Annotated in this window: 3 protein-coding genes; 2 read left to right on the forward strand and 1 reads right to left on the reverse strand. The window is 33.5% G+C overall.

Features of this window, described 5'->3' with window-relative positions:
• The coding region (locus F6K40_RS26230; protein ID WP_293140042.1) for a glycosyltransferase family 2 protein at positions 1–3,425 on the reverse strand (3,425 nt) is incomplete at its 3' end.
• 293 nt (positions 3,426–3,718) lie between these two features.
• Here F6K40_RS26230 and F6K40_RS26235 point away from each other — a divergent pair.
• Both F6K40_RS26235 and F6K40_RS26240 read left to right on the forward strand, forming a co-directional pair.
• Positions 3,719–6,265, forward strand: coding sequence for a tetratricopeptide repeat protein (locus F6K40_RS26235; protein WP_293140043.1), 2,547 nt, complete (start codon positions 3,719–3,721; stop codon positions 6,263–6,265).
• Positions 6,266–6,343: 78 nt separating this feature from the next.
• Positions 6,344–7,556, forward strand: a 1,213-nt coding sequence (locus F6K40_RS26240) for a tetratricopeptide repeat protein (RefSeq protein WP_293140044.1), incomplete at its 3' end; no start/stop codon positions are given.

A 7,556-nucleotide genomic window follows, 5' to 3' on the forward strand; every position in this document is an offset into this window, starting at 1 on the left:
GGTTGCTTATTTCCTGTTGGAGAATTTTGGGAGAAGTCTAAAGCTAAATCTTGCTTACTTCCTATTTCCTGAAAATTTTTATCTGCTTCGGGTTGCTTATTTCCTGTTGGAGAATTTTGGGAGAAGTTGAAAGTTGAATCTTGGTTACTTCCTATTTCCTGGAAATTTTGCTCTGCTTCGGGTTGCTTATTTCCTGTTGGAGAATTTTGGGAGAAGTCTAAAGTTGAATCTTGGTTACTTCCTATTTCCTGGAAATTTTGCTCTGCTTCGGGTTGCTTATTTCCTGTTGGATAATTTTGGGAGAAGTCTAAAGTTGAATCTTGGTTACTTCCTGTTTCCTGAAAATTTTGCTCTGCTTCGGGTTGCTTATTTCCCGTTGGAAAATTTTGGGAGAAGTCTAAAGCTAAATCTTGCTTACTTCCTATTTCCTGAAAATTTTTATCTGCTTCGGGTTGCTTATTTCCTGTTGGATAATTTTGGGAGAAGTCTAAAGTTGAATCTTGGTTAGTTCCTATTTCCTGGAAATTTTTATCTGGTTGAGGTTGTCTATTTTCTGTGGGGAAATTCTGGGAAAAGTCAGAAGTGGAATTTTGATTAATTCCGATTTCTGGAAAATTTTTATCTGCTTCGAGTTGCTTATTTCCTGTTGGAAAATTTTGGGAGAAGTCTAAAGCTAAATCTTGCTTACTTCCTATTTCCTGAAAATTTTGCTCTGCTTCGGGTTGCTTATTTCCCGTTGGATAATTTTGGGAGAAGTTGAAAGTTGAATCTTGGTTACTTCCTGTTTCCTGAAAATTTTCATCTGCTTCGGGTTGTCTATTTTCTGTGGGGAAATTCTGGGAAAAGTCAGAAGTGGAATTTTGATTAATTCCGATTTCTGGAAAATTTTTATCTGCTTCGAGTTGCTTATTTCCTGTTGGAAAATTTTGGGAGAAGTCTAAAGTTAAATCTCGGTTACTTTCTGTTTGGTGAAAATTTTTATCTGGTTGAGGTTGCCTCTTTCCTGTTGGAGAATTTTGGGAGAAGTCTAAAGTTGAATCTTGGTTAGTTCCTATTTCCTGGAAATTTTTATCTGCTTGAGGTTGTTTATTTTCTCTGGGGAAATTCTGGGAAAAGTCAGAAGTGGAATTTTGATTAATTCCGATTTCTGGAAAATTTTGCTCTGCTTCGGGTTGCCTATTTCCCGTTGGAGAATTTTGGGAGAAGTCTAAAGCTAAATCTTGCTTACTTCCTATTTCCTGAAAATTTTTATCTGCTTCGGGTTGCTTATTTCCTGTTGGAGAATTTTGGGAGAAGTCTAAAGCTAAATCTTGCTTACTTCCTATTTCCTGAAAATTTTTATCTGCTTCGGGTTGCTTATTTCCTGTTGGAGAATTTTGGGAGAAGTCTAAAGTTGCATCTTGGTTAGTTCCTATTTCCTGGAAATTTTTATCTGCTTCGGGTTGCTTATTTCCTGTTGGAGAATTTTGGGAGAAGTCTAAAGTTGCATCTTGGTTAGTTCCTATTTCCTGGAAATTTTGCTCTGCTTCGGGTTGCTTATTTCCTGTTGGAGAATTTTGGGAGAAGTCTAAAGTTGAATCTCGGTTACTTCCTGTTTCCTGAAAATTTTCATCTGCTTGAGGTTGTCTATTTCCCGTTGGATAATTTTGGGAGAAGTTGAAAGTTGAATCTTGGTTACTTCCTGTTTCCTGAAAATTTTTATCTGCTTCGGGTTGTCTATTTTCTGTGGGGAAATTCTGGGAAAAGTCAGAAGTGGAATTTTGATTAATTCCGATTTCTGGAAAATTTTTATCTGCTTCGGGTTGCCTATTTCCCGTTGGAGAATTTTGGGAGAAGTCTAAAGCTAAATCTTGGTTACTTCCTGTTTCCTGAAAATTTTCATCTGCTTCAGGTTGTCTATTTCCTGTTGGAGAATTTTGGAAAAAGTCTAAAGCTAAATCTCGGTTACTTCCTGTTTGCTGAAAATTTTTATCTGCTTCGGTTGCTCTATTTCCCGTTGGAGAATTTTGGGAAAAGTCTAAAGTTAAATATCGGTTACTTCCTGCTTGCTGAAAATTTTTATCTGCTTCGGTTGCTCTATTTCCCGTTGGAGAATTTTGGGAAAAGTCTAAAGTTAAATCTCGGTTACTTCCTGCTTGCTGAAAATTTTTATCTGCTTCGGGTGCTCTATTTCCCGTTGGAGAATTTTGGGAAAAGTCTAAAGTTAAATATCGGTTACTTCCTGCTTGCTGAAAATTTTCATCTGCTTCGAGTTGCCTCTTTCCTGTTAGAGAATTTTGGGAGAAGTCTATTTGATTGAGGTAAGATTCTAAAACTTGGTAAGTCTTATCCGTAGAACCATCATCAATAATAATAATCTCCCAAAAAGTATAAGTCTGACTAAAAATACTTTTAATCGCTTTAAGAATATAATCAGCATTATTGAAAGTCGGAATAACCACACTAACCAGTGGTAAACCATTTGGCATGATTTTATTTATTAAAAGTTGCCACTCTGGTATTTGATTCAAAGAAACTGAATTAAATGAATAGTTTTCTAAGGAACCATAATAGTCAAAATAATAAAGCCATTCACATATAGTTTTAAGCACAGAAACAGGAGAAAATTTTAAAGATTTATGCAAATAATCAGCCATTTCAACAAAGTAGCTAGCTTTATATAAACACCAACAATTCCAAATCAGAGAACCGTAACGTAATTCCCTTTCTAAATCTTGAATTTCTGGAGGGAGATTAGGATTAGAAAAAAGCTCATCCAAGATTTTTTCTTCCACTTCTGTTTGAGCAAGTAAATTTCGCGTCATATTACCACCATGTTGACGATAACAGACAGCAACTTTAAGAAACCAAGTAGCTTGACAACCTGCTAAAGCTAATCGAATTACAATGTCAAAATCTTCTAATCTGCGCAACTTTTCATTAAACCCATTTACTCTTTCCAACCATTCTTTACGAAACATCATTCCACTAGGATTAGTAGCTTTCCATTTTAACCAACTTACTAAATCTAATTCTGGAGACTTATGCCAAGGTTCAATATCTTGAATTTTTTCTCCTTTTTCATTCACAACTCGCCACCCACTTTGTACCAAACCTATATTTGGTTGAGTATCAAAAATAGCTACTTGTTCTTGAAGTTTATAAGAGAGAAATAAATCGTCAGCATCCAAGAGAGCAATTAATTCTCCTTTTGCCATTTTTATGCCTTGGTTACGAGTAGCAGATAATCCTTTATTCTCCTGATAAAAATAACGAATTTTTGTCATGTATGGTTGTAATACTTGACAGGTATTATCTGTGGAACCGTCGTTTATCACAATAATTTCATAGTCAGTATAGGTTTGGTTTAAGACACTTTCAATTGCTTCGGCAATGTAAAGTTCACAATTATAGACAGGAATAATTACGCTTACTTTTGGAGTCATTTCAGTTATCAGTTATCAGTTATCAGTATCTAGTCCAATAGAGAGGATTTAAATTTAGTTATCAGTACGGAGAATTGCAGCGCCATATCCAATCGACTAAGAGAAAAGTGCTAGGATATTTCCTTATATTCTATTATGTTTCAGTTTTAACCAGAGGTAATTATCCATTATCCATTAATGAACTTTCTTCTTACTTAACTTTTAAGCTTATGCTAAAATTATCAATCATCTTACCTTAATTATAAACTTAGTAATCAACTTAAATATCACGAAAATTTATCAAAAATAAAAGAATGGGTAAAACAATCTCAGCAATTTACTTAAATCAAAAAGCAGAAATATATTTAGCTCAAGGAAAATTAGAAGCAGCAATAACAGCTTGTCACCAAGCATTAGAAATAGTATCAAATTTTCCACCTACCTGTAAAATCTTGGGAAATATTATGCAAAGAATGGGTGAGATAGATCGAGGAAAAGACTGGTATATAAAAGCGATCAATCAACAACCAAATTTGGCGGAGAGCTATGCTAATCTGGGCAGCATATATGCACAACAAAAACAATGGCAATTAGCAATTGAATGTTACCAAGAAGCTATTAGCATCAAACCAAATTTTCCTGGTTTTTACCGTAATTTAGGAAAAATTTGGCAGCAATTAGGAAAGGTAGAATTAGCTAGAGATTGTCAGGAACAAGCATTCAATTTAGCAGCACAATATCCCAAAGCTTCAGAACATTTTAAACAGGGAAAAACTTTGTGGGAAACTGAAAAAATAGAAGAGGCGATCGCCTGTTTCCAGGATGCTATAAAATTCAATCCTTTTTTGACAGGAGCTTATCAACATCTAGGGGATATTTTCTTGGAAAAAGAAGATTTCAATGAGGCAATAAATTATTATCAAAGAGCAATTGAACTGAAGCCTGACTTATGGGCATTTCATCATAAATTAGGGAAAGTATTTCAGAAAATAGGAGAATTAGATTCAGCAATTAGTAGTTTTTGCTTGTCGATAGAAATCAACCCAAATTTTCCCTGGTCTTACAAAAAATTAGGAGACATTCTGTTTGAACAAGGAAAATTAGAGTCGGCAGAAAAATCCTACCAAAAAGTCATAGACATTAAATCTGATACTTGGGAAGTTCGCCGAAAATTAGTGGAGATTCAACTACAAAAAGGAAAGTTAGATGAAGCTATTATTGGGTGTATACAGGTGATAGAAATTAATCCTAACTTAACTTGGTTTAATCAGATATTACAAGAAAATCTATCAAAACTAGAACCGCACGATCGAGCTGTAAATTATTACCGAGACTTAATAAAAATTGAACCAAAAAATGTAAAATTGCTCGATGATTTAGGGGAACGGTTAGTAAAAATCCAAGAATGGGATGAAGCAATTATTGTTTATCGTCGTGCCATAGAATTAGAACCAAATAACCATTTATTTCATAGAAAATTAGCAGATATTGCACTACAAACAGGAAAGTTAGATGAAGCGATTTCTATTTATAAAACAGGTATAGAAGTTAATCCAAATTCCTGTGAAAATTACACAGAATTAGGAAAAATTTACCTTCAACAGCAGAAGTTTTCTAAAGCAATATTCTACTTACTCCAAGCTCTTAAAATCAATCCATACTACGGTAATATTCAAGAAAAAATAACAGATATTCTTACCAAACAAGGTCGTCAAAAAGCTGCTAATGTTTGGAAATATGACCAAAAGTTACCCAAAGATTGGCTCGAAAAGTTTTTTAATTTAACAGGGGATTGGGAAATTACTTCAAACTCTAGAGAAAATAATATAACCAGAATAAATATTCATTCCCCTACAGAAGTCAATTTGTTGCCATCTAAAACTATAGATCGAAAGATTCATCAAAGTTTCCAAGGTAAAAAAGCTAAGTCAGTAGGAGGATTTATAGTGGTAGTACCTGATGGAAGAGGTTGTGTAAAGTCAGGAACAACTGCAGTTATTACTTCAAATAATAAGTTAGTTACAGATATTTCTACAGGTTGCGCTGAAATAATTCTATCTGAGTTAGACCTTCTCCAAGTTCACTACATTGATGGTATCGTAGCTTTTTTATCAGTAAAATGTCTGGAACAAAATTATTTTCATTGTTTTTTCGATTTGGTTTACCGGATAGATTTATTATATAGAAGCAATATGATGCCTGTTATAGATAAATTTGTTTTTAATACTCTCAATAAAAAATTTCACAAAGAAACTCTTGAAGCTTTGCATATTCCGTTAGAAAAAGTCATAGAAAGTCGATTTATTCCACATATAAAAGCTAAAGAATTAATAGTACCTTCATTCACTGCTAAACAAGGAGGTCTTAGAGTTACTAAATGGGGTTGTGAATTTCTCAAAAGTGTATTTTTAAAACCAGAAATTAGACATCAGTTATCTGGGAAACCAGAAAGGATATATATTAGTCGGAAATTAGCATCATGGCGACGAGTTATAAACGAAGAAGAGGTAGTTAATTTGCTGAATAAATATGGTTTCGTGAGTCTCACCTTAGAATCAATGTCAGTAGAAGAACAAGCATTATGTCTAGGAGCTGCTAAATTTATTATCACACCTCATGGTGCTGGACTTACAAACCTGGTATTTTGTACTATAGGAACTAAAGTAATAGAAATTTTTTCTCCCAAATTTATTACTTCTTTATACTGGCAAATTAGTAATCTCTGTGGGTTACTGCACTACTACTTAATAGGTGAAGATTTTGATAATCTTAATTCTTCTAAGTCAATGCCTTATGCACCAGATATTTTAGTAAATATTGACAAGCTATTAAAAATTATGCAGTTAGCAGGAGTAGCTTAGTTAACTTAAATTAAATGTAAAAATAGGTTGCTAACTATCAAATTATGTCTAAGTAAAAATCTAGATTTAATATTAATAATGAATCAGGAAAGAACATGGATTAGTTTAAATCAAAAGGCAGAAATATATTTAGCTCAAGGAAAATTAGAAGCAGCAATAACAGCTTGTCACCAAGTATTAGAATTAGAGCCAAATTTTCCACCTACCTGTAAAATATTAGGAAATATTCTGCAAAGAATGGGTGAGATAGGCAAAGCCCAAGAATGGTATGTAAAAGCAATAAATCAACAACCAAATTTGGCGGAGATCTATGCTAATTTGGGCAGCATATATGCACAACAAAAACAATTGCTAACTGCAATTAAATGTTACCAAGAAGCTATTGGTATTCAACCAAATATTCCTGGTTTTTACCGTAATTTAGGAAAAATTTGGCAGCAACTGGGAAAAGTAGAATTAGCCAGAGACTGTCAAGAACAAGCATTAACTTTAAAATGGAAGTATCCTCAAGCTTTAGAATATTTTAGACATGGAAAAAAGTGCTTAGAAAATGGTGAGATAGAAAAGGCGATCGCCTGTTTCCAAGATGCTATAAAGTTCAATCCTTTTTTGGCAGGAGCTTATCAAAATCTAGGGGATATTTTCTGGGAAAAAGAAGATTTCAATGAGGCAATAAATTATTATCAAAGAGCAATTGAACTGAAACCTGACTTATGGGCAGTTCATCATAAATTAGGGAAAGTTTTTCAAGAAATAGGAGAATTAGATTCAGCAATTAGTAGTTTTTGCTTGTCTATAGAAATCAACCAAAATTTTCCCTGGTCTTACAAAAAATTAGGAGACATTCTGTTTGAACAAGGAAAATTAGACGGGGCAGAAAAATCCTACCAAAAAGTCATAGAAATTAAATCTGATACTTGGGAAGTTCGCCGAAAATTAGTGGAGATTCAACTAGAAACAGGAAAGTTAGATGAAGCTATTATTGGGTGTATACAGGTGATAAAAATTAATCCTAACTTCACTTGGTTTAATCAGAGATTACAAGAAAATCTATCAAAATTAGAACCGCACAATCGAGCAGTAAATTATTACCAAGACTTAATAAAAATTGAACCAAAAAATATAGAATGGTTCGATGGTTTAGGGGAAAGATTAGTAAAACTCCAAGAATGGGATGAAGCAATTATTGTTTATCGTCGTGCCATAGAATTAGAACCAAATAACCATTTATTTCATAGAAAATTAGCAGATATTGCACTACAAACAGGAAAGTTAGATGAAGCGATTTCTA

The sequence above is a fragment of the Okeania sp. SIO3I5 genome (genome assembly GCF_010672085.1).
Lineage (GTDB): Bacteria > Cyanobacteriota > Cyanobacteriia > Cyanobacteriales > Microcoleaceae > Trichodesmium.